Origin of the sequence: Aureimonas frigidaquae (assembly GCF_001463905.1) — a bacterium.
GTDB classification, from domain to species: domain Bacteria; phylum Pseudomonadota; class Alphaproteobacteria; order Rhizobiales; family Rhizobiaceae; genus Aureimonas; species Aureimonas frigidaquae.
Map to the genome: position 1 here is coordinate 19,931 of NZ_BBWR01000008.1, position 24,693 is coordinate 44,623.

The window sequence follows — 24,693 nt, forward strand, 5'->3', positions numbered from 1 at the left end:
CTGGCATGTGAAGTTGCGTACCAGCCGGGCGGTACGATGCGACGGCCTTCAGTGTGCGAAAAGGCTATGCTTGAACAGCCGACGCATGCTCCGATCGTCTAGAGGCGCATGTCCGCAAGGGCGGCACGATGCGGCACCTATAAGAGTGTGACAAGCGGGCTTGCTGAAGCGGCCGACACATGCGCCGACCGTGTGGAGGCGCGTTCCTGCAAGAACGGCACGATACGGTGCCTATAGGCGTGTGCGAAGCGGGGCCTGCTTAAGCAGCCGACGCATGCGCCGACGTTGTAAAGGTGCACCCCAGTAAGTGCGACACGATGCGGTGCCTGCAAGGATTTGCGAAACGGGCATGCTTTAGTGGCCTGCCGACACATGCGCCGACCGTGTGGTGGCGCACGCCAGTAAGGGCGGCACGATGCGCGGCTATGGAAATGTAGCAACCGGGCTTGCCGGAGCGGTCGACACATGCGGCGACCGTGCGGAGGTGCATCCTGGCCGGGGCGGCACGATAGGGCGGCTACAAGCATACACGCGAGATGGGCATGCTTAAGCAGCCGACACATGCGCTGACCGGGTGAATGCGCATCCCGGCAAAGGCGGCATGATGCAGCGGTGGCAAGACCGTGAAACGCGGGCATGCGAAAACGGCCGACGCAAGCGCCGGCCGTTCGGAACAATCTGCCTGTTCGGCTATGATCAGCGAACGCGCCGACGCTCCGATGCCGGCTGGAAGGCGATCCGGGCGTGATACTTGCAGTAAGGGCTGCCTTCACCGGACGAGTTTCCGCAGAAGCGGAAGTCGGGCGACAGCGGGTCGCCCAGCGGCCATTTGCAGGTGCGCTCGGACAGCTGGACCAGCGTCAGATTGCGCGAGATCGGCAGGACATCCGCGCTGCGGCGTTCCTCTTCCACCACGAGAGCGGGCTCCATCTTGAGCGCCGTGGCGCCCATGGTGCGGGCCATGGGCTGCTGCGGCGCTGCAGCCTGGGCGGGAAGGATACGCGGCGTGGCCGGCGCCTCGCGCAATTCAGCCACGGGCGCGGCGTTGCGCACCACGGCAGCGGGCTGAACCTCCGGCGCCTTGGAAACGACCGGCGCAGCGGCAGCGGGAGCGGGCACAGCCGGCGCCGGAGCGACAGCCACCGGTGCCGCCGCCTGCGGGGCAGGGGCCTTGATCCGGCTTTCAAGCTTGAGGCGGTGCACCTTGCCGATCACCGCGTTGCGACTGACGCCGCCGAGTTCCGCTGCGATCTGGCTGGCGCTGTGTCCTTCGCCCCAAAGCTTCTTCAGCGTCTCGATGCGTTCGTCCGTCCAGCTCATGGCAGGTCCTTTCATTGCGACTGACGGCCGAATCCAATCGCCTCGACCCAGGGGTGGGAAGACCCCGGATCCTCACCACATCTATTGGGAGGTGAAAGGCTGGCCGTACGAAATCTGGTGTCAGAGCAAATTAACAAATGGTCAGAGTCACTGACAAGTGCTCTGTAGTGTCACAGGAATCAAAAGTCGAGATATCCCCAGCTTAGGCTGCATATGGGCGCCCTGGCTTCGATTGACAATTCCTGCCCGCACCATGGTATAGGCAAACATCCTCTTTCGTTCAACGGAAGCGTCTACGGCCCGTCCATGCGGGCAGGCCGGCCACCCGGTTCTTTGCCGAACCTTCGCCGCTCACATGGACCCGTCACCATGGCAACGCAGACCGAACCGCATTCGCCGCTCTATGCCACTTACGCCCGTGCCGACATCGACGTCGCCCGCGGCGAAGGTGCCTGGCTCGTTGCGCAGGACGGCCGACGTTTCCTCGACTTTTCCGGCGGCATTGCGGTGAACGTGCTGGGCCATGCCCATCCGCATCTGGTGGCCGCGCTGAAGGCGCAGGCCGAGACGCTCTGGCACACCTCCAACCTGTTCCGCATTCCGGGCCAGGACCGGCTGGCACGCCGGCTCACCGAGGCGACCTTTGCGGACCAGGCCTTCTTCACCAATTCCGGCGCGGAAGCGCTGGAATGCGCGATCAAGACCGCGCGGCGCTACCAATATGTCAACGGCCGCCCGGAGCGCTACCGGATCGTGACCTTCGAGGGCGCGTTCCATGGCCGTACGCTGGCCACGATCGCTGCCGGTGGCCAGGCCAAGTATCTGGAAGGCTTCGGCCCGAAGGTGGAAGGCTTCGACCAGGTCCCCTTCGCAGATCTGGATGCGCTGGAGGCGGCCATCACGCCGCAGACGGCGGCGATCCTGATCGAGCCGATCCAGGGAGAGGGCGGCATCCGCAGCGCCACGCCGGAGTTCCTGCGCGCGTTGCGGCGGCTGGCCGACGCGAACGATCTCCTCCTCATCTATGACGAGGTGCAGACGGGCGTCGGGCGGACGGGCCGGTTCTACGCCTACGAAGCCTCGGGCGTGGCGCCGGACATCATGGCGAGCGCCAAGGGCATCGGCGGCGGCTTCCCGCTCGGGGTCTGCCTGGCCACGCAGGAGGCCGCGGCCGGCATGACCCCCGGCACGCACGGCACCACCTATGGCGGCAATCCGCTGGCCATGGCGGTGGGCAACGCCGTGCTCGATGTCGTCCTGGAGGACGGTTTCCTCGATGCCGTGCGGGACCGGGCGCTTCAGTTCCGGCAGGGTCTTTCGGGACTGATCGACCGCTTCCCCGACCTGTTCCAGGAGTTGCGCGGGGAGGGGCTGCTGATCGGCCTCAAGATGCGCACCCCCAACACCGATTTCATTCTGGAGCTGCGCCGGCATCTGATGCTGGCCGTGCCGGCAGGCGACAATGTCGTGCGCATCCTGCCGCCGCTGAACGTCCAGGAGGACGAAGTCCGCGAGGGTCTTGCGCGGCTGGACGCCGCGGCAGAGGCCGTGCGGGCCGCACGCAAGGAGACTGCAGCATGAGCCAGCCGAAGGCCGGGCGCCACTTTCTGGACATTTCGGCCACGGATCCGGCCGAACTGCGCCTGATCCTGGACGATGCCGCAGCCCGCAAGGCGATGGGACGGTCCGCTCCCCGTCCGCTCGAAGGCCGCATGCTCGCCATGATCTTCGAGAAGCCCTCCACGCGCACGCGCGTTTCCTTCGACGTGGCCATGCGCCAGCTCGGCGGGGAGACGCTGTTCCTGTCTGGAACGGAGATGCAACTCGGCCGGGCGGAGACGATCGGCGATACGGCGCGGGTCCTGTCGCGCTATGTCGATGCGATCATGATCCGCACCACGGCGCATGACCGCCTGATGGAAATGGCGGAAGCAGCGACGGTGCCGGTGATCAACGCCCTGACGGACGATACGCATCCGTGCCAGATCATGGCGGATCTCCTGACTTTCGAGGAAAAGCGCGGCCCCGTGCGCGGGCGCACCTTCGCCTGGAGCGGAGATGGGAACAACGTCCTCAACTCCTTCATCGAGGCGGCGCCGCGCTTCGGCTTCTCGCTGCGGATCGCCACGCCGGAAGGCTCGGAGGCGGACCCGCATTTCCTGGCACGGGCGCGCGCCGAAGGCGGCGACATCACCACCACCTACGATCCGGTCGCCGCCGTTCGCGGTGCGGACTGTGTCGTCACCGACTGCTGGGTGTCGATGGGCCGCGAGGATACGGCCAGGGGAGAGAACGTCTTCCTGCCCTATCAGGTCAATGACGAACTCATGGGCCATGCGGCGCCGGACGCCATCTTCATGCACTGCCTTCCCGCCCATCGCGGCGAAGAAGTGACCGACTCCGTGATCGACGGCCCGCGCTCGGTCGTGTTCGACGAGGCCGAGAACAGGCTCCATGCGCAGAAATCCGTGCTGGCCTGGTGCTTCGGCGTGGCAGGTGCGCATGGCTGACACGGACGCTGAACTCGGCGCCTTCGGCTTTGCAGGCGACGATGCCGTCGTCCCCTTCGAGGTCGCGGCGCTGGATGCGCGGGGGCGGGCGGTCCAACTCGGCACCATGGTCGACGCCATCCTCGCGCGCCACGCCTATCCCGAGCCGGTATCGCGCCTGTTGGGGGAGATGATCGTCCTGACCGTCCTCCTCGGCACGTCGCTGAAGTTCGATGGCAAATTCACGGCGCAGACCCAGACGGACGGCCCGGTGGACCTTCTGGTGGTTGACTTCTCCACCCCGTCCAGCGTGCGCGCCTATGCGCGCTTCGACCCGGCCCGCGTGACGGAAGCAGAAAGCGCCGGCAGGACTTTGCCGCAGGACATGCTCGGCAAGGGCATCATGGCGCTGACCGTCGATCAGGGCCCGCATACCCAGCGCTACCAGGGCATCGTCGAACTGGCCGGCGCTTCGCTGGAGGAGGTTGCCGAGGGCTATTTCCGCCAGTCCGAGCAGATCCCCACCACGGTCCGGCTGGCGGTGGCGCGCATGGCCAAGCGGGCGGAGGGCGGCGGCTTTACCGAAAGCTGGCGGGCCGGCGGCATCGTGGCGCAGTTCCTGCCGCAGTCCCCCGAGCGGATGCGTATGCCGGACCTGCCCGGCGGCGATGCCCCCGAGGGCGCGTTGGACGACGAGTTCGAACTCGACGATGCCTGGACGGAAGTGCTCGCCCTTGTCGACACGATCGACGATTCCGAGCTGGCCGATCCCGATGTTGGCGTGGAGCGGCTTCTGTTCCGCCTGTTCCACGAGCGCGGCGTCCGCGTCTTCCCTGCCACGCCCGTCCGGGACGATTGTTCCTGCTCGCGCGAGCGCATCGCCGGCGTGCTTGCCAATTTCGCGCCCGACGAGCTGGCCGAGAGCGTGGAAGATGACGGCCTGATCCGCGTGACCTGCGAGTTCTGCGGCGAAGGCTACAGCTTTACGCCAGAGGACATTGCGCAGAGCAAGGGCGAGTAGCCCGCCCGCTCAGTTCAGCACGCGATCGGCACCCGGCATGTCCAGGGGAAAGGGCGGAATGGCGACCTGAAAGAAGGTGCCGTCGCTCCGCTCGAAATTATAGTGCCCGCGCATGAAGCCCGTTGCGGTCGGCAGCGGGCAGCCGGAACCGTAGGTAAAGCTGTCGCCGGGGCCCAGCATGGGCTCCTCGCCCACAACGCCGGCGCCCCGCACCTCCTGCACGCGGCCGAGCCCGTCCATGATGTGCCAGTAGCGCGAGCGCAGCTGCACCGTCTCCTCGGAGCCGTTGGCGATCTCGATCCGGTAGGCGAAGGACCAGCGGCCGGCATTCGGGTCCGACTGGTCCTCCAGATAGGCCGGCGTCACCGTGACGGTGATGCCGGCCGTCGTTGCTTGGAACATCGTATCGGTCCCGTGTCCTTCGTCCCGCATCGCGGATCGTCCCTGCGGCGCGGCCGTCAGGCCTTGTCCAGCGCGGCGTCGAAATCCTCCAGAAGGTCGTCGATATCCTCGATGCCGGCAGAAAAGCGCAGGAGCCCTTCGCCGATATTGGCGGCTTCCCGCGCTTCGGGCGACAGGCTCGCATGCGTCGTGGTGGCCGGGTGGGTGATGATGCTCTTCGCATCGCCCAGATTGTTGGAGATGCTGACGATACCGAGCGCGTTGCAAACGCGGAACGCGGCTTCCTTGCCACCCTTCAGCTCGAAGGCGACGAGCGAAGATGCGCCCGTCATCTGCCGCGCGATGATCTCGGCGTCAGGATGGTCGGCCCGGCCGGGATAGAAGACGCGGGCCACCTTGTCCGTGCGGCTCGCCAGGAGTTCGGCGATGCGGGCGGCGTTCTCGGTCTGCTGGCGTACGCGCAGGGCGAGGGTTTCCAAGCCCTTCAACAAAACCCAGGCATTGAAGGGGGACAGGGACGGCCCGGTGTGCCGGAAGAAATCGTGGAGGTTTTCCTTGATCCATTCCGCCGACGACAGGATGATGCCGCCGAGGCACCGGCCCTGGCCATCTATGTGCTTGGTTGCGGAGTAGACGACCACGTCGGCGCCGAGCGCCAGCGGCTTCTGGAAGAGGGGCGTCGCAAAGACGTTGTCGACCACCAGAATGGCGCCGGCCGCATGGGCGATCTTGGCCACCGCCGCAATGTCGATGACTTCGAGCGTCGGATTGGTCGGGCTTTCCAGAAAGAACAGCCGGGTGTTGGGACGCACCGCGGCCTGCCAGGCCGACAGGTCCCGCCCGTCCACGAAGGTACAATCCACACCCGCCCGGCCCAGCACCGTCTGTACGATGTAGGTGCAGGAGCCGAACAGGGCGCGGGCCGCAACCACGTGATCGCCGGCCTTGACGGCGCATTGCAGCGCGGCGCTGACGGCCGCCATGCCCGATGCGGTGGCGCGCGCGTCGCCCGCGCCCTCCAGCTCCATCATCCGCTCCTCGAACATGCGGGTGGTGGGGTTGGAATAGCGCGAATAGATGAAGCCGGGATCCTCGCCGTTGAAGCGCGCCTCGGCCGCTTCCGCCGTGGGGTAGACGAAGCCCTGCGTCAGGAAGAGGGCTTCCGACGTCTCTCCGAAGCCGGAGCGCACAGTGCCGGAGTGAACGAGCTGCGTCGCGGGGCGGTACGTCTTGCGAGCGGATGGCGATTGCGCGGCCATGATAATCCTCGAACGGCGGCCGGACTTGGTCGAATAGGCGCGAACGACCGGTCCTCGAGGAGATCGGCCCTTTAGCGACTTGTTTTACGTGGCTGCAAGCCGGCCGGCAAAATCACCACGAGCCAAAGCCTACTATTCCCGTTCGGCCACCTCGTCAACGGGGCTTTCCACAAGGGGCGGCATCGTTTATGCGCGGGTGGCACTATTGGGTCAGCCGGGGTTCGAGGCCGATGGAACAGGGTATCCTGCCGGATCGGGAGATCGCGGCTCTCAACGCTGCGGGCGGGATCGTGGCGCAAAGGCCGTTCGATCCGGACCAGGTCCAGCCGGCCAGTCTGGACCTGCGGCTCGGCGCCCGTGCGCACCGCGTGCGCGCCAGCTTCCTGCCGGGCCGTCAGCGCAGCGTCGCCGAGGCGCTGGACCGCTTTTCCCTCCACACCGTGGAACTGGGGGAGGGCGCCGTCCTCGAAACGGGGTGCGTCTATATCGTCCCGCTCATGGAAAGCCTGTCCCTGCCGCAGGATGTACGGGCCTCGGCCAATCCGAAATCCTCCACGGGCCGCCTCGATATCTTCACGCGCGTCATCACCGACCGCGCGCAGGAGTTCGACAAGGTGCCGGCCGGCTATGACGGGCCGCTCTATCTGGAAATCTCGCCGCGCACCTTCCCCGTCCTGGTGCGGCAGGGCTCGCGCCTCAGCCAGATCCGCTTCCGGCGCGGCCGGGCGACCCTGACGGGCGAGGAACTGGTGAGCCTCCACGCCGGGTCGGGCCTGACCAGCACGGCGGATGCCAACATATCCGGTGGCGGCATTGCCCTTTCGGTGGATCTGCGGGGAGATGCCCAGGGCCTGATCGGCTATCGCGGCAAGCGGCATACGAGCGTGGTGGATGTCGACCGCCGCGCGGCCCATGCGGTGCTCGACTTCTGGGAGCCGCTCCATGCCAGCCGCTCGGGCGTCCTGGTGCTCGACCCGAACGAATTCTACATCCTCGTCTCGGAGGAAGCGGTCCACGTTCCGCCGGACTTCGCGGCGGAAATGACGCCCTACGATCCGCTGGTCGGGGAGTTCCGTGTCCACTATGCCGGCTTCTTCGACCCCGGCTTCGGCCACAGCGATGCCGGCGGCGCCGGCAGCCGCGCCGTCCTGGAAGTGCGCAGCCACGAAGTGCCGTTCATCCTGGAGCACGGCCAGATCGTCGGCCGCCTGATCTACGAACGCATGGCCACGCGCCCGAAGCGGCTCTACGGCGCCGATCTCAACTCCAACTACCAGGCGCAGGGCCTGAAGCTGTCGAAGCATTTCGTGTAGCGGGGCGGTCGCACGCCGTCTCGTCCGGCTGATCCTGTCTCGGGCGGCATCACGATCGCATGGTTTCTGCATGTCGGATACGCGATGCGCAGCCGGCCCGGCGCGCTCATCTGCTCCTGCCGATGCCGCTACCGGCTTCGGACAAGACTAGATCAGATCGTCGATTCTCACGGACAAGGCGCCGGCAAGTTTCCTAATCGTATCGACCGACCCGGATTTCCGGCCTGCCTCGATGTCGGCGATCTGAACGCGATTGACCCCGGAGCTTTCCGACAGTTGAGCCTGGGTCAGGCCCCGCAAATCGCGATAAACACGCAGCGGCACTTCGCCTTCGATCATGCGCTTGACGTACGCTGCCGGAATAGATTCTCCGCCTTCCGCAATGGCGCGGTCGTAGGCGATGATATCGGCCAGGTCGTTCGCTGCAGTCAGCATTGCGCATCGTCCAGGATGGTTTCCATTCCGTCGCAGACCCTACCGCATGGGTCGATATCGCGTAGGGGGAGAAGTCCCATTGTTCACGAACTGCGGCCGATGGCGACCTTCAGCGCTTCATTGATCCTGCCCTGCCAACCTCGGCCCGTGCCTCGAAAATGCTCCACGATGTCGGGATCGAGACGAAGGGTGATGCTCTCTTTTGTTGGACGCTTTGCCGGGCCCCGCTGGCCAGGATTGCGCTTTGGAAGGATTGAAGCAAGTTCTGCCGGCAGGACTTCGTTGGCGGGCTTCATGCGCTTCAGGTCGGCGGTGGTAAGCTCGCGGACTTCGCCCGCCTCATCAGTCAATGGCCTGTTGCTCATAGCGGCGAATCTCCCTTTCGTTGGCTTTACGGAACGAAATGACGCGGATGCCGCCGCCGATCGGCGTGAAGCATACCACGTGCAGCCGCTGGCCGATGAACCCGACACCGACGAAGCGTCGTTCCGGGTACGGTTTCCATGTGTCTTCGACAGCCTGCACCGACGACCAGTTGAGTTCGGCAATCAATGAGAAGGGAAGGCCGCGCTCGGTCTCGTTGCGATCACTCTTTCCGGGGTCGAACTCAATTCTGATATGCATTTTGTACCTGCAGAAAGCTAAGGGCAACAGCTTATTGTGGCTACATCTCCATTCTGGATATTCTTCAGGGACCGTCTCGCCTCTGCCCCAATTGAGCCTGCCGCAATATGAAGGCTCCAGCGAAAGAGATTGGCCGCATCAAGAGCGTCACCCCTGCGCAAGCCGAACGAATTCTCCATTCTCGTCTCGGATGAACGGTCCACGTGCTGCCGGACTTCGCGGCGGAAGTCACGCCCCAAAGATCCACGATTAGCAGAGTTCTAAGTCCCATATGCCGACTTCTACGATCCTGGCTTCAAGCACAGCGATCCGGGCGGCGCCGGCAGTCGCGCGGCTTGTGCTGTGTCCCGCAGCGTCACGACCGCATGCTTTCCGAGCGCCGCCAGCGCTGCCTCCAGCAGAGGCAGCTCGGTGTGATGCATCGGATCGAGAATGCGCCGCGCCTCCGTTTCCACTTTGCCGATCCGATGCGCCAGTTCGGTCTTGCGGATGCCGCTATCGGTAAAGGCAAGGATGACAGCAAGCTTCAGCGTATCGAAGACGGGGGGTGACACCTCGATACCGCCGTCAAACCGCGCCGGCGGAAGGTCTTCGCGGTCCTTCAGACGCAGTCGCAAGGCAAGTCCCAGTGCTTCGCGTGCGCTGATCAGTGCGTCGCCCTCGTCATCACCAAAGGTGTTGCATTCCGGCAGATCAGGAAATGTGACGATCGTAACGTTGCCCTCGCGTCGTAGCAGCGCATGATAGGCACGGTCATATCGCATCATCGAACTCGATAATGGCTCGTCGCCCGAGCTTGGCGAGCACCTCTTCCAACGTTGCGATCTTGGTTGGGTGAGAGGGATCGAGGATCCGGCGCACATCCATGTCAACCCGACCGAGGCTTCTCCCAAAAGCAGCCAATGTCATGCCAGATGCGGCAAAAGCATGCATAATCGCAATCTTGTAGGCATCGTGCGCGGGGATCGTTACCAAGACTTCGCCCGGTCGAGCGGCGCTGGGCTCTGGGATCGCCGCGCCCCTTTTCGCATAGAGGCGCAGGGCAGCTGCCAGCACCTCCGAAGCGATGCGTAGGATCTCAGTCCGGTCTCTACCGCCGGCGATGGCCTCCGGCACGTCACGGAACTGCGCGACGAAGCCATCGTTTGGATCATCTTCTGGATCGAGGTGCAGGGGATAGAGAAACTTCATCGAACGGCATGCTGCCCATTTGCTTCAATCACTGTTCGATGCTGATGGAGCGGGTTCAAATTCGCCAGCAAATGTAGGTTGCGGTGAACGTTGCACGTATAGCTTGCGCCGGATGCCCGCTCGCTGACCTGAACAAGAGTCGGCCGCGAAAAGCGAAGGTGCTGGCGCTCTTCTTTCCCAGCCTGTCTTCTGATGCGAGCAGCCGACTGACGGGTCAGAAGAGGCGTGCCGAAAACAGTATGTCCGCGCTTCGCAGTTTGGCGCGGTAACGCGCTGCCAAGCTACCGCAAGCTATGGCGGATGCGGCGGAACTGGACCGCTGCGGCCCCGCAAAGCCCGGCCACGCAGCGGGGAAGGGAGGTGTAAAACCTTGGGACTTTCCTTGGGACTTTATGTCCGAAAGCCAGCTTTTCGCGCCGTTTGTTCCGTTCCGCGAGCCGCACCCTCTTGCGGCTCAAAGGGCGGTGTTGTAGGGCTTACAGCCAGGACGCGGGTGTAGTTCAGCGGTAGAACGCAAGCTTCCCAAGCTTGATGTCGTGGGTTCGATCCCCATCGCCCGCTCCAGTCCACACAGATCACAGGATTTGCCGGCGGCGTTTTGCGCTCACGACCAGGCGTGTTCTTCCAGGCGAGCCAGGGTCAGCATGTATTGTTCGCTGAGCAGGCGCACGGCGTTTGGTGCATCCCCGTCCAGCGCCGCTTCCATGATGGCCGTGTGCTCGCCTTCCGCGTCGCGCCGCGGGTAGCAGGTGGACATGGAGGCGAAGCGGTAGCGGACGGCCTGGTCCATCATTTCGTGGCAGAAGGCAAGCAGCCAGGTGGAGCCGCAATTGGCGATCAGCGCATCGTGGAAGGCGCGGTGGTGGCCCTCCCATTCGCGATTGTCGCCGCCATCCTCCGCCAGGTGGATGGGCGTACGCGCCAGGCGATAATGCGTGACGATGATGCCCTCTTCCCAGGCGGGTGTCCGGTTGGCGATCGATTCCTCCAGGGCCCGGCCCTCCAGCCAGCAGCGCGTCCTGACCAGTTCGCGCAGCGATTCCAGCGAGAGGGGCGGGACGTAGAAGCCCCGCTGTTCGCGGCGGTCCACCAGCCGCTCGGCGGACAGGCGGTTGAGCGCTTCGCGGACCGGGTTGGTGCCGCATTCATAGCGCTGCGCCATCTTGTCGATCAGCAGCTTCTGCCCGGCCGCGATCTCGCCCGTCAGGATGTCCCGCCGGATCTTGCCGTAGACGGCGGTGGCGGAGGTGAGCTTGTCGCTGTCGAGGAGCGCCGTCATCGCATCGGCTCCGCCGCACCGCTGCGCCGCCGCCAGAAGACGAAGCGCTGTTCCACGAAGGAGACGAACCAGAAGAGGGCAAGGCCCATCAGGCTCAGGAACAGGATGAGCGAGAAGATGCGCGGCGTGTTGAGCTGCGATGCCGCGACGCGGATCAACTCACCGAAGCCCTTGCCGCCGCCCAGGAACTCGCCGGTGATGGCGCCTGCCATGACGCCGACCGAGGCGATCTTCAGTCCGGTGAAGATCTGCGGCAGGCCCAGAGGAATCTTCATGCGCCACAAGGTCTGCCAGCGGCTGGCGCCCATGGTCTTGAAGAGCATGCGGGCATTGTCGTCCGACATCTGCAGCGCCGCTGCGGTCGAGACGACGATGGGGAAGGTGGCGATGAAGGCGGCGAGCGCCACCTTGGATGAGATGCCGAAGCCGAACCAGGCCAGGAACAGGGGCGCGAAGGCAACCTTGGGCATCGTGTCGATGGCCACGAGATAGGGGAGGATCACCCGTTCGCCAAAGCTGGATTCCCCCACCACGACGCCGAGGAAGAAGCCGACCGCCATGGCGATGGCAAAGCCCAGCATCACCTCCTGAAAGGTGATCCAGAGTGCGGTCAGCATATAACCGCCGGTGGCAAGGTTGCTGCCGACGAAGAGGATGTCCCGGCCGACCGCCGCCGGCCCCGGCAGGATAATGGGCGAGAAGATGCCGAGCGCGTGCACCCCCTGCCACAGAAGAAGGAAGGCCGCGAGCACCAGCACCATGCCGATGGGGCGGGGGATCCGGTCGAGAAGCGGAACCTCCTCGCGCCAGATGGTTTCGGGCGGCGTGACGGAGCCGGCAAGACGTGTGTCGGTCAATGAACTCCCCCTTCGTCAAGCAGCGCGCGGATATGGCGGACATGCTCGCCCAGGCGCGGCTCGGTCAGCATGTCCAGCGTGCGCGGCCGCGGAAGATCGATCGGGATCGTTTCCACGAAGCGGCCCGGCCGGCGCGACATGACGTAGACGACATCCGACAGAATGACCGCCTCGGGAATGGAATGGGTGATCAGGAAGGCGGTGGCGCGCGTTTCCAGGCAGATGCGCTGCAGCTCCATGTTCATGAAATCGCGGGACAACTCGTCCAGCGCGCTGAACGGCTCGTCCAGGAGCAGCACATCGGGCTCCGTCACCAGCATGCGGCAGATGGCGGCGCGTTGCGCCATGCCGCCGGAGAGCTTGTCCGGGTAGATATCCGCAAAGCCTTTCAGCCCCACCAGATCCAGGAGTGCCCGGGCGGACGGCGCCTTGGCCTTGGCCGCGGCGGCGCCGTCACGAATCTCGATCGGGAGCAGGATGTTTTCGAGCGTCGTGCGCCAGGGAAACAGCGTCGCCTGCTGGAACATCATGCCGATATCGCGACGGGGGCCGGTGACCGGCCGCCCGTTCAAAATGACGCTCCCGGACGATGGCGGGGTCAAACCCGCCATGATCTTCAGGAGCGTGGACTTGCCGCAGCCCGATGGGCCGATGACCGAGGAAAAACTGCCGCGGTCGAGGTGCAGGTCCACATGGTCGAGCGCCCGAATGGAGCCGCGCCCGTAGGTCTTGGACACGTTCGACAGCGCGTAGACCGGCGCCTCGACGGCCCGAATGTCCGCGCTCGCCGGAACGCGCTGCCCAACGGCCGGCATCATTCGGCGTTCCAGCCTTCGACGTAATCGTTGGTGTAGGCGGCGGTGATGTCGGGCAGGGGGCCCTTCAGCGCGCCGGTCGCAACCTGTGCTTCCTGCCAGAGCTCCCAGTGGCGGGGCGGCTGGTAGCCGAAGCCGTGGCTCATGTCGAAGGGCGTCACACGGTCCCGCATCGTCTCCAGGAGCGCGCCGGCAAGGGCCGTGTCCTCGCCTTCCTGGGGGTTGGCGGCCGTCGTATGCTCCAGGACCTTCTGCGTATTGGCCGGATCGAGCCCGAAGCGCGTTCCCTTGACCATGGCGCGCCCGAAGCCCTCGATCACTGGCTTGTTGGCCTCGAGATAGGTGCGGGTGACGGCCCAGCCATTGCCGAAATAGGCAAGGAACTCTTCCGGCGTGATCTCCCGAAGGTCGATGCCGCGCGCCTCGATGATGGCTGCGTCGGCCACTGCCGCGGCATAGGCGTCGATCTCTTCGTTCATGAAGGCCGCGACGGCGGTCCCGCCGTCGCCCACGGTCAGGAATTCGTAATCCGTCCCTTCCTGCATGCCGTGGCTGGCCAGGATGGCGCGCGTGAAGCCGACTTCCGCCCCGTCCGCCGTTCCGACGCCGATGCGCTTGCCCTTGAGTTGCGAAGGGTCGGTGATCTCCGCTTCGTCCCGCACCACGAGCCCGAAGACGCTTTTCGGCCAGTAATTGTAGATGAAGACGACATCCTCGCCCCGCTCACGCGCAGCCAGGAGCGGGCCGGGGCCTGGCTGGCCGATCTGCGCCTGCCCCGCCACGAGGGTCTGCAGGACGGATGCCGAGCCGTTCACCGCTTCTACGGTCACGTCCAGGCCTTCTTCGGCAAAGTAGCCCTCCGCCTCTGCGACATGCAGCGGGAAGATGTTGAGCGCGGACGGGTTCGGCACGACGACCGTGATCGGCGTCAATTCCTGTGCCCCGGCGCTGCCCAGAAGAGCGGCGGATGCAAGAAGCCATGCGCCGGCCAGTGGCCGGACACTCGTAAGTCGCAGCATGTTGATAGTCCTCCCCAGACCCGTTTTCCCGGGTTCCGACAAGAACGCTACCACAGGCTTTATGCATGAAAAGGCATAGGGAGCCCGAAAATATATGTTCTGTGCTGTCTTGCTGTGTTGCAGCAGCGGGCTCGGGCCGCGGAAGCCTTGTAATTAAGGCATTCAACATCAGGATAGTCCGCGATCGAGGTCAATCACAAAAATGTATAGTGCGGCGCAATGTAGATATTTGGTTGTGGCCGAGGCGTGGCTGGGGTTCAATTTGCCGTAAACAGGGGGAGGGGCGGCATGAAGATCGCAGTGGTGACTGGCACAACGGCCGGTTTGGGGATGGCGCTGGCGCGGGGGCTTATCGCAGCGGGTTACAGGGTCCTGGGGGTGTCCCGTAGCGCGGTGCCGGCCGATTGCCCGTGGGAGGGCGTGTCCTGCGACCTGACAGAGCCTGGCTTCGGGACGGCGGTCATCGTCGATTGGCTCGCCGCCCTGCCATCGGACAGCGTGGAGGATGCGCTCCTGATCCTCAATGCCGGTACGGCGGACCCGATCGGGGCAGTCGAGGCGTTGTTGCCGGAAGAGCTTCAGCGCCATGTCACATTGAACCTGACGGCGCCGATGGCCTTGACGGGCGCCTTCCTGAAGGCGACGGCCGATTGGCCGGCGGAGCGGCGCATCCTGGCGATTTCGTCCGGGGCTTCGCGGCGCGCCACGCCCTATTGGAGCGCCTATACAGCCAGCAAGAGCGGGCTCGACGGCTTCGTGCGCGCCGTCAATGCCGAATATGCCGGCCGCACGTCGGGGCGCGCCAGCGCTGTCGCACTGGCACCGGGCGTGATCGATACCGCCATGCAGGCCGGAATCCGCGCCAAGGATTTTCCCACTGTGGATCGCTATCGCGGGCTGAAGGAACGGGGCGAACTCTGGACCCCGGATGAGGCCGCCGGCCGTATCCTCGCCTACTTGAGCAAACCCGGCTTCGGCTCCGTCGAACTCGACGACGTGCGCAACTACGCCTGAGGCTGTCGCCAACCCATGGGCGGGCGCGGCGCAACGCGGCTTTGCGCCGGACGGGCTTTTGTGTCACAGGACGCGCAGTTCCGTCCGAGTTGGCACGCGCGCCGCGCCGCGCCCTCGGCACGATAGTCAATCCATTGGACGACGTGCCCCATGAGCAACGACACCTTCATTCGTGAAGTCAACGAGGAAATCCGGCAGGAGCGCATGCGGTCGATCTGGAGGCGCTACGGCGTCGTGATCATCGCGCTCGTGGCCGCCATCATCCTCGGCACGATCGCCTATGTCGTCTGGGACCGGATCGCGGCCGAACGTGCCGCCGCCGACGGCGACCGGCTCATCACCGCACAGGCCCTGATCGAGAAGGGTGACTTTGCCGGAGCGGAGGCGGCGCTGGCCGAACTCGCCGATTCCGGCACGGCCGGCTATCCGTCCCTTGCAAGGATGCAGCTTGCGGGCACGCGCCAGCAGGCCGGGGACCTTGCCGGCGCCGTGGAAAGCTACGATGCCGTCGCGGCCGATGGCAGCGCCCCGCGCGCCCTGCGCGATATCGCCGCCATCCGGGCCGGCTACATCCTGGTCGACACCGGAACGCCGGACGATGTCCGCCGCCGTGTCGAGCTTCTGTCCGCCGAGGACGAGCCGATGCGCCACCCCGCCCTGGAGGCCATCGGCCTGTCCTTGTGGAAGGCCGGCCAGGTCGAGGAGGCCGCGCCCTTCTTCGACCAGCTCGCGGACGACTTCGCCACGCCGCCGGCGCTCGCCGAACGCGCGCGGATGATGCAGGAACTGATCGAGGCGCGCACCGGCGCCGCCGCGCCGGCGGGTGACCCTGCCGCGCCCACCGCCCCGGCGACGGGCGAGGCGCCCGCGCCCGCGGACGGCGCACAGTAACGCTGCCACTCAACGCCGCCCATCAACGCCGGGGAGAAGACGCCCATGGTCACCATCGCCATTATCGGCCGGCCCAATGTCGGCAAGTCGACCCTGTTCAACCGTCTCGTCGGCAAGCGGCTGGCGCTGGTGGACGATCGCCCCGGCGTGACCCGCGACCGGCGGGAGGGCGACGCGCACCTTCTCGATATCGAATTCAGCGTCATCGACACGGCCGGCCTGGAAGAGGCCGGCGGCGAGACGCTGGAAGGGCGGATGCGCGCGCAGACGGAGGCGGCCATCCGCGAAGCGGATCTGTCGCTCTTCGTGGTGGATGCCAAATCCGGCATGACGCCGCAGGACACCCATTTCGGTGAGCTGCTGCGCCGCGGCGGCCGCCCGGTCGTGCTTGTGGCCAACAAGGCCGAAGCGCGCGGATCGGATGTCGGCTTCTACGATTCCTTCGCCCTTGGCCTGGGTGAGCCCGTGGCCATTTCGGCCGAGCATGGCGAAGGCATGGGGGATCTGCGCGACGCTATCGTCGCCGCGCTCGGGCCGGATGCCTTCGACGTGGACGTTGTGCCGGAAGCGGAATCGAATGTCGACGTGACGCTCAATGAGGATGGCGAGCCCGTCGAGAGCTACGACGCGACGAAACCCTTGAACATCGCCATTGTGGGCCGCCCGAATGCCGGCAAGTCCACACTCGTCAACCGCTTCCTCGGGGAAGACCGGCTGTTGACTGGCCCGGAAGCCGGCATCACGCGTGATTCCATCTCGGTTTCCTGGGAATGGCGCGGCCGACGGATCAAGATGTTCGACACGGCCGGGCTGCGCCGCAAGGCCAAGGTCCAGGAAAAACTGGAGAAGCTGTCCGTCGCCGATGCGATCCGGGCCATCAAGTTCGCCGAGGTCGTGGTGGTCGTCCTGGACTGCACGGTGCCGTTCGAGCGCCAGGACCTGCAGATCGCCGATCTGATCGAGCGCGAGGGGCGGGCGCCGGTGCTGGCCTTCAACAAATGGGACCTTGTCGAAAACCGCCAGGAGGTCCTGGCCGACCTTCGTGAGAAGACCGAGCGCCTCCTGCCGCAGATGCGCGGCGTCAAGGCGGTGGCGATCTCGGGCGAGACGGGCGAGGGGCTCGACCGGCTGATGAAGGCCATCGTCGATACGCATGAAACCTGGAACCAGCGCGTCTCGACCTCGCGGCTCAACCGCTGGCTGGAGCGGGTCGTGGCGCATCATCCGCCGCCGGCCGTGGCCGGGCGGCGCATCAACGTCAAATACATGACGCAGATCAAGACGCGGCCGCCGACCTTCATCGTCTCGACCTCGCGTCCCGAAGCGCTCGGCGCCGCCTACACACGCTACCTCGTCAATGGCCTGCGCGAGACGTTCGGCCTGGCCGGGGTGCCGATCCGCCTGCATCTGCGCAAGCCGGACAACCCCTATGCCGGGCGCCGCAAGCGCTTCTGACAGGCCCTGTTAACGGCTCGCTAAGGTTAATGAAGGATGATCATCGCCGGATAGAACAAGCCGGAGATGGTCATGGGGCGTGCGTGCGGACGGGGTCACGGGCAGGGGAGCGTGCGCCGCCTTGCGGCCGGCCGGCATGCTTTCCGCCTGGCAGCCGGCCTTCTCGTCGCCTGTGCCGGCGTGCTCGCGACGGAGCGGCCCGTCGCCGTTTCGGAGCGCGGCGAGCTGCCCTTCGAGCTGGCGCGCGCGGCCTTTGCCGCTGCCGAGCGCATCGAGATCGGCGAGCGTGCCGCCGCCATGCGCCCGGTCTCGCAACCGGCCGAACGCGGCGGGCGCGTCCTGTCACGCTACGCGCAACTCAAGCAATTCTCGACAGGGCGCATCGCCCGGTCGGGCCCCCGCCTGTCCGGCGAGATCGCCGAAGGCGACTTGACCATGCTGACGGCCATGTCGGGCCTTCCGGCCGACTACGCGGTGGAGACGGCATCCCTGTCGCGCTTCGAAGGCTCCGGCAACCCCTTGCGCGATACGGTCGACACGCAGATGGCGATGATCGATGAAGACGAGGCCGTGACCCCGGTGGCCAATGCGCCGCAGGACGGGCTCGAACTTGCCTATGCGCCGGCGTCCGGCCCCAGCGCATCATCCCGCTTCAACGCGCTGCTCAAGCCCACGCCGCCGCCGGTGGCGGACGAGACCTTCGCCTTCGTTCCGCCGATCGGCGACGACGATCATGCCTGGGCGGCGACGCCCCTGCCGGCCGAGGCCTTCGGCAGCGCGGAGCAGACCTGCCTTGCCACCGGAATCTACTTCGAGGCGCGGGGCGAATCCGAGCGCGGACAGGCCGCAGTGGCCCAGGTCATCCTGAACCGGGTCCGCAATCCGACCTATCCCGATACGATCTGCGGCGTGGTGTATCAGAACCGCCACTGGCGCAACCGGTGCCAGTTTTCCTTCGCCTGCGATGGGCGGCCCGACCGCATCACCAACAAGCGCGCCTATGAGCGGGCCGAGCGGATCGCCATGGCGGTCACGACCGGCCAGACCTGGCTGCCGGACGTCGGGTCGGCGACCCATTACCACGCCACCTATGTGCGCCCACGCTGGGCGCGCACCATGGAAAAGGTGGAAAAGATCGGGCTTCATGTGTTCTACCGGACCGAGCATGGCGGCTGGCGCTGAGCCGCGCCACAGGGCGGAGGACGCAGCATGAGCGACAATGGCGGCAATTCCCCCGGCCAGGGGCCCGATCGGCACCGTGATTCCTCCGCCCAAGCGCCGGACTGGCAGGATCGGCGCGACCGCCTGTCCGAACGGCTGGATGCCGCCCGCGCCCGGCAGACCCCGCCGCCCTCGGCCCTCGCGCCGCGCGGCGGACTGTCCGGCATGGCCGCGGGCCTTAGAATCGCCTCCGAGTTCATTGCGGGCGTCGTCGTCGGCGCGCTGATCGGCTACGGAATCGACTATGCTTTCGACACGCGACCCTTCGGCCTGATCGTGTTTCTGCTGCTCGGCTTCGTCGCCGGCGTCTCCAATGTCATCCGATCGGTCGGAAAGGACAAAAAAGCGGCGGATTCCGGCATGGAGGATGCCGGCAAATAGGCGAAGGGAGTTGCGAAGCCGTGCTTGTGACGCTATGGCAAGGTCGCCCGCACGGAGGCTGAGCTGTAAGCCCCAGGCCGAAAGCCGATACGAGCACCGCCCGTGACCACACCGGACGATTGGGGCAGGGCGATACCGCGCGTATCGCATTGCCTGAGCGACAAAGGACCAGAAGCTTGGCGAACGATCCGCTTCATCAATTCGTGATTTCTCGGCTCGTGCCGATCGAGATCGGTGGGCTCGATCTTTCCTTCACCAATTCCTCCCTCTTCATGGTGGTGACGGTTGCCGTGGCCTCCGGCTTCCTGTGGGTCGCCACGAGCGGCCGCGGCCAGATCCCGACCCGGACGCAATCCGTGGCGGAGATGGCCTATGAGTTCATAGCCAACATGTTGCGGGATTCAGCGGGCGCGAAGGGCATGGTGTTCTTCCCGCTCGTCTTCTCTCTCTTCATGTTCGTGCTGGTGGCGAACCTGCTCGGCATGTTCCCCTATTTCTTCACGGTGACGAGCCATCTCATCGTGACCTTCGGCCTCGCCATGCTGGTGATTGCGACCGTTGTGATCTACGGCATCTCCAAGCATGGGCTCGGCTGGTTCAAGGTCTTCGTGCCGTCGGGCGTCCCGGCGGCGGTGGTGCCTTTCGTGGTGGTGATCGAGGTCATTTCCTTCCTCTCCCGCCCGATCTCGCTGTCCATTCGTCTCTTCGCAAACCTCCTGTCGGGCCATATCGCCCTCAAGGTGTTTGCCGGTTTCGTGGTGTCCCTCGGCTCGTTGGGCGCCATCGGTATTGCAGGCGCGATCCTGCCGCTGCTCATGACCATGGGCCTGACCGCGTTCGAGTTCCTCGTCGCGTTCCTGCAGGCCTACGTGTTCGCGGTGCTCACCTGCATGTATCTCAACGACGCGGTTCACCCGCATCACTGAGAAAGTCCGGTTCCCTCACAGGATCGCGATGCATCCGGTGGGGAAACTTTGAGAATACGGACCATCCGGCAGTTCACGAACCGGTCCGGATGGTCTAGAACCCCTTCGACTTTCGCGGCCACGGTCGCGGATTTTTCCCGCACGATCCAAAACAGGAGTTTCACATGGACGCGGAAGCCGCTCGCTACATCGGTGCTGGTCTCGCCTGCTTCGGCATGGCCGGTACGGCCCTCGCCCTGGGCAACATCTTCTCCAGCTTCCTTTCGGGCGCCCTGCGCAACCCGTCGGCAGCCGATGGCCAGTTCGGCCGTCTCGTGTTCGGCTTCGCCGTGACCGAAGCGCTGGGCATCTTCTCGCTCCTGGTCGCGCTTCTTCTCCTCTTCGTCTAAGTCAATCTGGACGAGGATTGTGCTTCCGGCCGCCTTGCCTTGATCGAGGCGGCCGGCTCGTATGGACCGGGGTGAGAGATGTTCATCAGCCAAGCCTATGCACAGACGGAAGGCCAGCCGGCCGGCAACCCGCCGCTCGATTCGGGCCCGACGCCTCCGACGCCGGAGGCCGAGTTCCTGGAAGGCCACGAAGTGCATGAATCCGCGGGTTTTCCCCCGCTGGAAACCGAATTCTTCGCATCGCAGATCCTGTGGCTGGCGATCTCCTTCGGCATCCTCTACCTCATTCTCTCGCGCACCATCGTGCCGCGCCTCGCAGGCGTGATCGAAGGGCGGCGGGACAGGATCGCGGCCGATCTCGAAGCGGCGGAGCGCATGCGCACCGATGCCGACGAGGCGCAGGCCGCCTATGAGCAGGAACTGGCGGAAGCGCGCGAGCGGGCCCACGCCCTGAGCCAGACGGCCCGTGACGAGGCGCGCCAGAGCGCCGAGGACGAGCGTCGGCGCAACGAGGCCGAACTCGAGGCCAAGCTCGATGTCGCGCAGGCGCGTATCGCCGATATCAAGGCGAAGGCGCTGGCCGATGTCGGCACGATTGCCGAAGAGGCTGCCCAGGCCATCCTGACGGAACTGACCGGCAAGGACATCTCGCAGGAAGATGTTGCCAACGCCGTGCGCGAATCTCGCTGACGGAGGGCGGAACACATGGCTTTCGACGCAACTTTCTTCGCCCTCGTCGCCCTTATCCTGTTCTTCGTGCTCCTGTGGTACCTGAACGCCCATCGCTCGATCGCCCGTTCGCTGGATGACCGCGCCAAGCGCATCCAGGTCGAGATCGACGAAGCGCGGGAGCTGAAGGAAGAGGCCAAGCAGCAGCTTGCCGAATATCAGCGCCGCCGCCGCGAGGCGGAGGTCGAAGCCAGGGACATCGTGGCCGGCGCCCGCCGCGAGGCCGACGCCATCGTCGCCGAGGCGCGGACCAAGACTGAAGAATACGTCGCGCGGCGCACGACGGCGGCCGAGCAGAAGATCGCCCAGGCCGAGGCCGATGCCATCGCCGAGGTGCGCTCCTCTGCCGTCAACATCGCCGTTGCCGCGGCAGAGCGCATCATCCGTGACAAGAACCTCGGTTCCGATGCCGGCATGACGCAATCCTCGATCAGTGAGGTTCGCCGTCGTCTGAACTGACGATCGCGACCCATCGACCGAAACGCGAAAAGGGCGGCCTTCAAGCCGCCCTTTTCGCGTCCGCACCTTCGGCACCCGCATCTGATCCAAGTCTGGAATGATTCCGGCCTTGGTGTCTTCTTCACATCGAAATGCTAGGCTTCCTGCCGGATGCCATCGGCGGAAGGATGACGGATGTGAATGCGAGCGTGCCAGTCCTTGCGACGATGATACTCTTCGTCGGCTCCCATCTCCTCCTGTCCCACCCCTTGCGGCAGCCGCTGGTCGCGCGGCTTGGAGAGCGTGGATTCTCGATCCTCTACGCTCTCGTCGCCTTCGCGACGCTCGGCGGCGTCATCCTTGCCTATCGCGCCGCGCCACCGACGCCGCCTATGTGGGTCGTCGGTGATGGGCTCTGGGCCCTCGCCACGGTGATCATGCTGATCGCCTCTGTCTTGCTCATGGGCTCGCTCGTGCGCAATCCGGCGCTGCCGGGTGGCCAGGCGGCCGGACGTGCCGAGGCGCGGGGCGTGTTTGCGGTGACGCGGCATCCGATGATGTGGTCCTTCGCCCTCTGGGGGGTCGCCCATATCCTCGTCTTCCCGGTGGCGCCGAATATCGTCCTGTGCCTTGGCATCATCATGCTGGCGCTGGTCGGCTCGGCTCTGCAGGATCGCAAGAAGATGGGCCAGGACCCGAATGGCTGGCAGGCCTGGGAAGCGCGCACGAGCTACTGGCCCTTCGCATCCATCCTCGACGGCCGAACCCGCCTCGGCGGCTTCGGCGGCCACGCCCTTGGCGGCGGCATCGTCGTCTGGCTCGTGGCCACCTGGGCGCACATACCCTTGAGCGGTTGGGCGGCCGGCATCTGGCGGTGGATCGTCTGAGGCGCGGGAATGCCGATGCATCGCTGAAACGCCCCGGGTGGCGTCTTACCAGCCCCGCGCCGCCCATTCGCCGATCACCCGGCGTCTGGCGTCACCACGATCCCGATGGGGCGCCAGACCTTGTCGACGACCTGCCAGATCAGCTCGAAGCGGATCGGCTCCGGCACAGTCGCGAAGCGGCCGGAGATGCGCAACAGTCCCTGTTCGTCGAGGACGGGGCCGAAGGTGATGTCCGGTTGAAGCACCGCCACGGCCTGAAGGTCGATCTTGCGTCGGCGCAGATCGGCGAAGGCGAGCGACAGGTCCGCCGCGCTGTTGCGGACCGTGAAGCTGGGTGCGCCGAGTTGGCTGAGCACCGTGTAGTTGCCGGTCGCATTGGCCTGGTGAAGGGCAATCAAAACAGCGCGGATCAGCGTGGCAACGAGTTGCGCGTCCTCTGTGCTACCGATCGCATTTTGCGGCTGCGCTCGGACATTGCCCGGCGCAGCCATGAGGAGGGCCGCCAGTAGGCCGGAGAGAAGCCTTGCGCGCATGCTACCAGGCAAAGCTGGCGCCCACACGTCCGGCCACGGTGCCGTGGCTGGTGCCGAAGCCCACGCCGCCATTCAGATAGACGTTCTCGCTGACCTGTCCGATGGCGCCGAAGCCGAGGGCGGCTTCTTCCTCGAACATGCCCACATTGGCCGACAGGGCGAAGGTCTTATCGGCCGGCAGCTGCACGCCGCCAAGCGCAAGCGCGATGGCCACGCCTTCGCGCATGGAGCGGTTGTCGTCCTCCAGCGCGTCGACCCGGTCGTCGAGTGCGTCGATACTGTCGAAGAAGGGCGCCATGCTCATGGTCGCGAGATTGCCGGACGCATCGCTTGTCACGAACTCGACCGGCCCTTCCTGCGCCGCAAGGCTCTGATCGGAACTGATGCCGGCCAGGCGATAGGTGGCATCCGGTCCGCCCAGGGCGACCTGGCCGGGAGTCGATGCGACGGCTCCGTTGCCGATGGCGATCGCATTGGTGCCGGACGCCGAGGCGAGGGCGCCCAGCGCGATGGAGCCGCTGCCGGAGGCGTTCGCGCCCGAGCCGACCGCGACCGCGTTGGTCGCGCTGGCCGAGGCGCCGCCACCGGCCGCAACGGTTTCCGGCGCGGAGGCCAAGGCGAGGCCGCGTGTCGTCTGCGCCGCGAAATACAGGCTGTTGCTTTCGATGTTGCCGAGGGCGGTGTCGATGGCGCCGAATGCGGCCCCGACCGAGGAATAGGATTGGCTGAGGACGGTGAAGCTCGGCGCCGTCACCGTTCCGTCGCCCGCCACGGTGGACCCGCCGCCGAGCGCCGAGACGATGCTGGTGCTGACGGCGGAAAGCTGGCTGCCATTGACCGCATCCTGCGACGCCGCGCCGACCGCCCCCGCCGCCACGCCCGTCAGCCTGCGCTGCGTGCCGCCCTGGTTGGCAAGGGAGATCGTATCGCCATCCGTCTGGCCGCCGATCGTGATGACCCGGCTCGTCGGATCCTGGCGGACGAGGCCCGTCGTGCCGTTGATGATTTCGGTGATGTCGGTCGTGTTCTGGGCCGTGCGGCCGTCGAGGTCGAGGAGTGCGGAATTGACGTTGTTATAGGTTGCCGTGCTCAGGGCGTAGCTTGGCGCCAGGATGTTCCCGTCCGCACCCACGCTCGTTCCGAGCGCGGCGGCGATCGCCTCGTTGCTGGAATAGAGCTGGCCGCCGTTGATCGCCTGGACCGACGAGGCGCTCACAAGCCCGTCGGCGACGCCGGTGAGCACACGGTTGCCCGAAGTTCCGTTGAAGGAGACGCTTGTGCCGTCCGTCGCAAGGCCGACGGATATGGCGCGCGTCGTCGCATCCTGCTGAACCAGGCCGATGCGGCCCAGTTCGACGTCCGTGTAGAAGTCTTCCAGCGCCGCAAAGGAGGCAATGATGCCCGCGGCATCGAAGAAGGCGACCCCGCCGACAATGTCGATGCGCGAATCGAGCGCCGCGACGGTGTCACCGATGGTGTAATAGGGCTGCGAGCCGACCGTGTAGGTCGGGCCGGTCAGCACCGTTCCGCTGAACGTGCTGCCGCCGCCGAAGACGCGGGTGACGAAATCGTTCGTATCGGTGCTGGTGATGGCCTGCGCACTGGCCGGTACGGCGCTGCCCGCCAGAAGGACGAGCGTCGTCAGGTGCAGGATGGACTGCCGGATCGGTGCGCCGCGTGCGAGCCGATGGATGCGTTCTGCGTCTGCCCTTGCGCGTGCCATTGGCTCCCCTCCCGTTCTCCCCCAGGCTGATGCCGGCCCCCGGGCTCCAACAGCCCGGCGACCGAACCATGCCCGGATCGGA

28 protein-coding genes, 1 tRNA gene and 1 riboswitch are annotated in these 24,693 nt (G+C 65.8%); of the genes, 15 read left to right on the plus strand and 14 right to left on the minus strand.

What is annotated here, in order from left to right; genetic code table 11:
* Positions 1-696 precede the first annotated feature (696 nt).
* Positions 697-1,320: a GcrA family cell cycle regulator gene (locus AUL30_RS08290; protein WP_062227419.1), complete on the minus strand. Its 624-nt coding sequence runs from the start codon at positions 1,318-1,320 to the stop codon at positions 697-699.
* Between the two features lie 369 nt (positions 1,321-1,689).
* On the opposite strand from AUL30_RS08290, the gene AUL30_RS08295 reads away from it, so the two are divergent.
* The 3 genes from AUL30_RS08295 to AUL30_RS08305 are packed head-to-tail and all read left to right on the plus strand — an operon-like array spanning position 1,690 to position 4,830.
* A complete protein-coding gene (locus AUL30_RS08295) occupies positions 1,690-2,901 on the plus strand; it encodes an aspartate aminotransferase family protein (RefSeq protein WP_062227420.1) in 1,212 nt (403 codons plus the stop codon).
* Positions 2,898-3,830, plus strand: coding sequence for an ornithine carbamoyltransferase (gene argF, locus AUL30_RS08300; RefSeq protein WP_062227421.1), 933 nt, complete (start codon positions 2,898-2,900; stop codon positions 3,828-3,830). Before AUL30_RS08295 ends, argF begins: the two co-directional genes overlap by 4 nt.
* Positions 3,823-4,830: an Hsp33 family molecular chaperone gene (locus tag AUL30_RS08305; RefSeq protein WP_062227422.1), complete on the plus strand. Its 1,008-nt coding sequence runs from the start codon at positions 3,823-3,825 to the stop codon at positions 4,828-4,830. The genes argF and AUL30_RS08305 overlap by 8 nt, the downstream gene beginning before the upstream one ends.
* A gap of 9 nt (positions 4,831-4,839) precedes the next feature.
* Here the strand turns inward: AUL30_RS08305 and apaG are convergent, their stop codons facing one another.
* The gene (gene apaG / locus AUL30_RS08310) at positions 4,840-5,232 is read right to left on the minus strand and encodes a Co2+/Mg2+ efflux protein ApaG (protein ID WP_062227710.1); all 393 of its coding nucleotides are present in this window, start codon (positions 5,230-5,232) and stop codon (positions 4,840-4,842) included.
* A 56-nt stretch (positions 5,233-5,288) separates the two neighbouring features.
* On the minus strand, positions 5,289-6,491 hold the full coding sequence (locus AUL30_RS08315) for an O-succinylhomoserine sulfhydrylase (protein WP_062227423.1): 1,203 nt from the start codon (positions 6,489-6,491) through the stop codon (positions 5,289-5,291).
* A 51-nt stretch (positions 6,492-6,542) separates the two neighbouring features.
* Positions 6,543-6,620, minus strand: a riboswitch (SAM riboswitch).
* Between the two features lie 101 nt (positions 6,621-6,721).
* Here AUL30_RS08315 and AUL30_RS08320 point away from each other — a divergent pair.
* Positions 6,722-7,804, plus strand: a complete 1,083-nt coding sequence (locus tag AUL30_RS08320) for a 2'-deoxycytidine 5'-triphosphate deaminase (RefSeq protein ID WP_062227424.1) — start codon at positions 6,722-6,724, stop codon at positions 7,802-7,804.
* Between the two features lie 147 nt (positions 7,805-7,951).
* On the opposite strand, the gene AUL30_RS08325 is transcribed toward AUL30_RS08320, so the two are convergent.
* The 5 genes from AUL30_RS08325 to AUL30_RS08345 all read right to left on the minus strand — a co-directional run bounded on the left by AUL30_RS08325 (position 7,952) and on the right by AUL30_RS08345 (position 10,054).
* Entirely contained in the window at positions 7,952-8,239 is a 288-nt protein-coding gene (locus tag AUL30_RS08325) for a helix-turn-helix transcriptional regulator (RefSeq protein ID WP_062227425.1), read from the minus strand.
* Between the two features lie 83 nt (positions 8,240-8,322).
* Complete coding sequence (locus AUL30_RS08330; protein ID WP_062227426.1) at positions 8,323-8,604, minus strand: BrnA antitoxin family protein; 282 nt, start codon at positions 8,602-8,604, stop codon at positions 8,323-8,325.
* Positions 8,582-8,863: a BrnT family toxin gene (locus tag AUL30_RS08335; protein ID WP_202814488.1), complete on the minus strand. Its 282-nt coding sequence runs from the start codon at positions 8,861-8,863 to the stop codon at positions 8,582-8,584. The genes AUL30_RS08330 and AUL30_RS08335 overlap by 23 nt, the downstream gene beginning before the upstream one ends.
* A gap of 281 nt (positions 8,864-9,144) precedes the next feature.
* A complete protein-coding gene (locus AUL30_RS08340; RefSeq protein ID WP_244490756.1) occupies positions 9,145-9,630 on the minus strand; it encodes a type II toxin-antitoxin system HicB family antitoxin in 486 nt (161 codons plus the stop codon).
* Positions 9,617-10,054, minus strand: coding sequence for a type II toxin-antitoxin system HicB family antitoxin (locus AUL30_RS08345; RefSeq protein ID WP_062227427.1), 438 nt, complete (start codon positions 10,052-10,054; stop codon positions 9,617-9,619). Before AUL30_RS08345 ends, AUL30_RS08340 begins: the two co-directional genes overlap by 14 nt.
* Before the next feature lie 489 nt (positions 10,055-10,543).
* Between AUL30_RS08345 and AUL30_RS08350 the strand changes: the two genes are divergently transcribed.
* Positions 10,544-10,618: transfer RNA gene (locus AUL30_RS08350), tRNA-Gly, on the plus strand.
* Between the two features lie 40 nt (positions 10,619-10,658).
* Here AUL30_RS08350 and AUL30_RS08355 read toward each other — a convergent pair.
* Genes AUL30_RS08355 through AUL30_RS08370 form a run of 4 tightly spaced genes read right to left on the minus strand, consistent with a single transcriptional unit; the run spans position 10,659 to position 14,024 of the window.
* Entirely contained in the window at positions 10,659-11,333 is a 675-nt protein-coding gene (locus AUL30_RS08355) for a GntR family transcriptional regulator (protein WP_062227428.1), read from the minus strand.
* Positions 11,330-12,190: an ABC transporter permease gene (locus tag AUL30_RS08360; RefSeq protein WP_062227429.1), complete on the minus strand. Its 861-nt coding sequence runs from the start codon at positions 12,188-12,190 to the stop codon at positions 11,330-11,332. The genes AUL30_RS08355 and AUL30_RS08360 overlap by 4 nt, the downstream gene beginning before the upstream one ends.
* Positions 12,187-13,008, minus strand: coding sequence for an ABC transporter ATP-binding protein (locus AUL30_RS08365; protein WP_244490757.1), 822 nt, complete (start codon positions 13,006-13,008; stop codon positions 12,187-12,189). Before AUL30_RS08365 ends, AUL30_RS08360 begins: the two co-directional genes overlap by 4 nt.
* Positions 13,005-14,024 (minus strand): ABC transporter substrate-binding protein, encoded by a 1,020-nt coding sequence (locus AUL30_RS08370; RefSeq protein ID WP_062227430.1) that lies wholly within the window; start codon positions 14,022-14,024, stop codon positions 13,005-13,007. Before AUL30_RS08370 ends, AUL30_RS08365 begins: the two co-directional genes overlap by 4 nt.
* Before the next feature lie 288 nt (positions 14,025-14,312).
* Here AUL30_RS08370 and AUL30_RS08375 point away from each other — a divergent pair, with 288 nt between their 5' ends.
* From AUL30_RS08375 to AUL30_RS08420, 10 genes are all read left to right on the plus strand, one after another.
* Positions 14,313-15,038, plus strand: coding sequence for an SDR family NAD(P)-dependent oxidoreductase (locus tag AUL30_RS08375; RefSeq protein WP_083507779.1), 726 nt, complete (start codon positions 14,313-14,315; stop codon positions 15,036-15,038).
* Positions 15,039-15,188: 150 nt separating this feature from the next.
* Positions 15,189-15,929, plus strand: coding sequence for a tetratricopeptide repeat protein (locus tag AUL30_RS08380; protein ID WP_062227431.1), 741 nt, complete (start codon positions 15,189-15,191; stop codon positions 15,927-15,929).
* Between the two features lie 45 nt (positions 15,930-15,974).
* Positions 15,975-17,384, plus strand: coding sequence for a ribosome biogenesis GTPase Der (gene der / locus AUL30_RS08385; protein ID WP_062227432.1), 1,410 nt, complete (start codon positions 15,975-15,977; stop codon positions 17,382-17,384).
* A gap of 72 nt (positions 17,385-17,456) precedes the next feature.
* Complete coding sequence (locus AUL30_RS08390) at positions 17,457-18,566, plus strand: cell wall hydrolase (RefSeq protein ID WP_244490758.1); 1,110 nt, start codon at positions 17,457-17,459, stop codon at positions 18,564-18,566.
* Between the two features lie 27 nt (positions 18,567-18,593).
* A complete protein-coding gene (locus AUL30_RS08395; protein WP_083507781.1) occupies positions 18,594-18,986 on the plus strand; it encodes an AtpZ/AtpI family protein in 393 nt (130 codons plus the stop codon).
* A 176-nt stretch (positions 18,987-19,162) separates the two neighbouring features.
* Positions 19,163-19,912, plus strand: coding sequence for a F0F1 ATP synthase subunit A (locus tag AUL30_RS08400; RefSeq protein ID WP_062227434.1), 750 nt, complete (start codon positions 19,163-19,165; stop codon positions 19,910-19,912).
* 164 nt (positions 19,913-20,076) lie between these two features.
* A complete protein-coding gene (locus tag AUL30_RS08405) occupies positions 20,077-20,301 on the plus strand; it encodes a F0F1 ATP synthase subunit C (RefSeq protein ID WP_039189151.1) in 225 nt (74 codons plus the stop codon).
* A 78-nt stretch (positions 20,302-20,379) separates the two neighbouring features.
* Entirely contained in the window at positions 20,380-20,991 is a 612-nt protein-coding gene (locus tag AUL30_RS08410; protein ID WP_062227435.1) for a F0F1 ATP synthase subunit B, read from the plus strand.
* Positions 20,992-21,006: 15 nt separating this feature from the next.
* Positions 21,007-21,489, plus strand: coding sequence for a F0F1 ATP synthase subunit B (locus AUL30_RS08415; protein WP_062227436.1), 483 nt, complete (start codon positions 21,007-21,009; stop codon positions 21,487-21,489).
* Between the two features lie 167 nt (positions 21,490-21,656).
* Positions 21,657-22,355 carry an NnrU family protein gene (locus tag AUL30_RS08420; protein ID WP_083507822.1) on the plus strand — a complete coding sequence of 233 codons (699 nt, stop codon included), beginning with the start codon at positions 21,657-21,659 and terminating at the stop codon, positions 22,353-22,355.
* Between the two features lie 74 nt (positions 22,356-22,429).
* On the opposite strand, the gene AUL30_RS08425 is transcribed toward AUL30_RS08420, so the two are convergent.
* A complete protein-coding gene (locus AUL30_RS08425; RefSeq protein WP_062227437.1) occupies positions 22,430-22,888 on the minus strand; it encodes a hypothetical protein in 459 nt (152 codons plus the stop codon).
* 1 nt (position 22,889) lies between these two features.
* Positions 22,890-24,611, minus strand: a complete 1,722-nt coding sequence (locus AUL30_RS08430) for a YadA-like family protein (RefSeq protein WP_062227438.1) — start codon at positions 24,609-24,611, stop codon at positions 22,890-22,892.
* Between the last annotated feature and the right edge of the window lie 82 nt (positions 24,612-24,693).

Coding starts and splice junctions, on each gene's coding strand:
- AUL30_RS08325 (WP_062227425.1), bottom strand. CDS start 8,239: ATGCTGACTGCAGCGAACGACCTGGCCGATATCATCGCCTACGACCGC.
- apaG (WP_062227710.1), bottom strand. CDS start 5,232: ATGTTCCAAGCAACGACGGCCGGCATCACCGTCACGGTGACGCCGGCC.
- AUL30_RS08420 (WP_083507822.1), top strand. CDS start 21,657: ATGACGGATGTGAATGCGAGCGTGCCAGTCCTTGCGACGATGATACTC.
- AUL30_RS08380 (WP_062227431.1), top strand. CDS start 15,189: ATGAGCAACGACACCTTCATTCGTGAAGTCAACGAGGAAATCCGGCAG.
- AUL30_RS08390 (WP_244490758.1), top strand. CDS start 17,457: ATGGGGCGTGCGTGCGGACGGGGTCACGGGCAGGGGAGCGTGCGCCGC.
- AUL30_RS08395 (WP_083507781.1), top strand. CDS start 18,594: ATGAGCGACAATGGCGGCAATTCCCCCGGCCAGGGGCCCGATCGGCAC.
- AUL30_RS08425 (WP_062227437.1), bottom strand. CDS start 22,888: ATGCGCGCAAGGCTTCTCTCCGGCCTACTGGCGGCCCTCCTCATGGCT.
- AUL30_RS08335 (WP_202814488.1), bottom strand. CDS start 8,863: ATGCATATCAGAATTGAGTTCGACCCCGGAAAGAGTGATCGCAACGAG.
- AUL30_RS08320 (WP_062227424.1), top strand. CDS start 6,722: ATGGAACAGGGTATCCTGCCGGATCGGGAGATCGCGGCTCTCAACGCT.
- AUL30_RS08355 (WP_062227428.1), bottom strand. CDS start 11,333: ATGACGGCGCTCCTCGACAGCGACAAGCTCACCTCCGCCACCGCCGTC.
- AUL30_RS08345 (WP_062227427.1), bottom strand. CDS start 10,054: ATGAAGTTTCTCTATCCCCTGCACCTCGATCCAGAAGATGATCCAAAC.
- AUL30_RS08370 (WP_062227430.1), bottom strand. CDS start 14,024: ATGCTGCGACTTACGAGTGTCCGGCCACTGGCCGGCGCATGGCTTCTT.
- AUL30_RS08315 (WP_062227423.1), bottom strand. CDS start 6,491: ATGGCCGCGCAATCGCCATCCGCTCGCAAGACGTACCGCCCCGCGACG.
- AUL30_RS08295 (WP_062227420.1), top strand. CDS start 1,690: ATGGCAACGCAGACCGAACCGCATTCGCCGCTCTATGCCACTTACGCC.
- AUL30_RS08340 (WP_244490756.1), bottom strand. CDS start 9,630: ATGATGCGATATGACCGTGCCTATCATGCGCTGCTACGACGCGAGGGC.
- AUL30_RS08305 (WP_062227422.1), top strand. CDS start 3,823: ATGGCTGACACGGACGCTGAACTCGGCGCCTTCGGCTTTGCAGGCGAC.
- AUL30_RS08365 (WP_244490757.1), bottom strand. CDS start 13,008: ATGATGCCGGCCGTTGGGCAGCGCGTTCCGGCGAGCGCGGACATTCGG.
- AUL30_RS08405 (WP_039189151.1), top strand. CDS start 20,077: ATGGACGCGGAAGCCGCTCGCTACATCGGTGCTGGTCTCGCCTGCTTC.
- argF (WP_062227421.1), top strand. CDS start 2,898: ATGAGCCAGCCGAAGGCCGGGCGCCACTTTCTGGACATTTCGGCCACG.
- AUL30_RS08415 (WP_062227436.1), top strand. CDS start 21,007: ATGGCTTTCGACGCAACTTTCTTCGCCCTCGTCGCCCTTATCCTGTTC.
- AUL30_RS08330 (WP_062227426.1), bottom strand. CDS start 8,604: ATGAGCAACAGGCCATTGACTGATGAGGCGGGCGAAGTCCGCGAGCTT.
- AUL30_RS08430 (WP_062227438.1), bottom strand. CDS start 24,611: ATGGCACGCGCAAGGGCAGACGCAGAACGCATCCATCGGCTCGCACGC.
- AUL30_RS08375 (WP_083507779.1), top strand. CDS start 14,313: ATGAAGATCGCAGTGGTGACTGGCACAACGGCCGGTTTGGGGATGGCG.
- der (WP_062227432.1), top strand. CDS start 15,975: ATGGTCACCATCGCCATTATCGGCCGGCCCAATGTCGGCAAGTCGACC.
- AUL30_RS08410 (WP_062227435.1), top strand. CDS start 20,380: ATGTTCATCAGCCAAGCCTATGCACAGACGGAAGGCCAGCCGGCCGGC.
- AUL30_RS08290 (WP_062227419.1), bottom strand. CDS start 1,320: ATGAGCTGGACGGACGAACGCATCGAGACGCTGAAGAAGCTTTGGGGC.